The sequence below is a fragment of the Agrobacterium sp. 10MFCol1.1 genome (assembly GCF_000381165.1).
GTDB classification, from domain to species: domain Bacteria; phylum Pseudomonadota; class Alphaproteobacteria; order Rhizobiales; family Rhizobiaceae; genus Agrobacterium; species Agrobacterium tumefaciens.
The window spans coordinates 1-2,067 of record NZ_KB906096.1 but is presented as its reverse complement, the minus strand read 5'-3'; the positions used below and the strand labels follow the sequence as shown (position 1 = coordinate 2,067).

1 protein-coding gene is annotated in these 2,067 nt (G+C 61.1%); it reads left to right on the top strand.

Translation table 11 applies throughout. From position 1 onward, the window contains the following. Nucleotides 1–2,067: Ti-type conjugative transfer relaxase TraA (gene traA / locus F617_RS27485; protein WP_019567437.1), on the top strand; the 2,067-nt coding region annotated here is incomplete at both ends.

Sequence of the window (2,067 nt, the reverse complement as noted above, 5' to 3'; positions counted from 1 at the left end):
GATGACGAGGCAGCACGGCAAAATGCCGCGCTGATCCGCCAAAAACCCGAACAGGTTCTGACGCTGATCAGCCATGAGAAGAGCGTGTTCGATCGGCACGACATTGCCAAAACCTTGCATCGCTACATCAACGATGACGCCCAGACATTCCAGAACGCCATTGCGGCTGTCATGGCATCACCAGCGCTCGTGGAGCTTCAGGCTGAGCGCATCGATGCCGAGACAGGCGACGTTTCCAAAGCGCGCTATTCGACGCGGGACATGATCGATCTGGAACTTGGCATGGCGCGATCGGCGGAACGGTTGCATCAGGCGCATTCCCATGGCGTCGATCGTCGCCATGTCGATCGAGCCATGGAGAGGCAGGATAACGCCATTCGCAAAAGCTCCGGCGGAATGTTAGCTGCGCGCGATCCGTCAGCGGGATTGTCGGACGAACAGCGTCTTGCGATCGCGCACATTACAGGTCCAGAACGCATCACGGCTGTGGTCGGGTTTGCTGGTGCTGGAAAGTCCACCATGCTGGCAGCGGCTCGTAAGGCGTGGGAGGCGCAAGGCTATCAGGTCCATGGTGCTGCTTTGGCCGGAAAGGCTGCCGAGGGTCTTGAGGAAAGCTCTGGCATAGAGAGCCGCACGCTGGCGTCATGGTCTTACAGTTGGGACCATGGTCGGGATCTGATCGGTCGCAGTGACGTGTTTGTCATTGACGAGGCCGGCATGGTCGGGAGCCGGCAGCTTGCCCGGTTCATCGGAGAAGCGGAAGAGCGCGGCGCAAAGATCGTTCTTGTCGGCGACCATGAGCAGCTGCAGGCAATCGGGGCCGGTGCACCCTTCAGGGCGATTGCCGAGCAGATCGGCCATGTCGAACTTTCCGGGATACGCCGCCAGCGCCATGATTGGCAGAGGCAGGCATCGGTTGCCTTTGCGACCCACAAGACGGCCGAGGGGCTTGCCGCCTATCGCGATCACGGCGCCATCCACTTTGCAGAAAGCCGCGAGGAGGCGATGGCGCAGATCGTGCGTGATTATCTTGCCGACAGTGAGAAGCGTGCCGATGGCACCCGGGTAGCCATGGCGCATCGCCGCACCGATGTGCGCGCCCTCAATGCCGCCATCCGCTCCGAGCTTCAGAACAGACAAAGGCTGGAGCGTAGCCACGGGCTGAGCGACGGTGTTGACCGTGGAGACCGTGGGGATGGTGGGGTCGGCAAGGACGCCGGAGAACGCGTCTTCCAGACCAATAACGGCAAGCGCGCCTTCGCCGCCGGTGACCGGATCATCTTCCTTGAAAACAACCGCGACCTCGGCGTCAAAAACGGCATGCTCGGCACGGTCGAGCATGTGGAGCCGGGCAAGATCATCGCCCGGCTCGATGGCCGAGGCGGCGACAGTGTCAGCATTCCCACGGACAGCTACCAGGCGATCGACCACGGCTATGCGACGACGATCCATAAAAACCAGGGGGCGACGGTCGATCGCGCTTTTGTGCTGGCGTCGAGCACCATGGATCGGCATCTGACCTATGTTGCCATGACAAGGCATCGCGACGGCGTGCAGCTCTATGCCGACATCAAGGAGTTCACCAAGGCGGGCCGGCTGGTTGATCACGGCGTTGCGCCCTATGAAAACCATCCGCAATCACGCGAGAGCTACTTTGTGACGCTGGAGAATGACAAGGGCGAGCGGCATACCGTGTGGGGCGTCGATCTCAAGCGGGCCATGCGAGATGCATCGCCAAAGATCGGGGACAGGATAGCACTGCAGCATCAAGGGGCCACGCCTGTCACGCTTCCGGATGGCACCCAGGCCGAGCGCAATGCATGGCGTGTCGTCAAGGGTGACGCGTTGGCGTACCAGCAGCTGACAACCCGCCTGTCGTGTTCCGGCGCGAAGGAAACCACGCTGGATTACATCAGCGACTTTGCCGAGCGGCGCGGAATCGCAAGCGACCCATGGATCGTAAACGACCAAGGGATCGGGCAAGAGTTTGGGGTGAGAAGCGAGATTGAACTTGCTTCCGCCAAAGATGAGCGTCAAGAGGTCTTGTCCCGTGCGGCCCATCTGCAA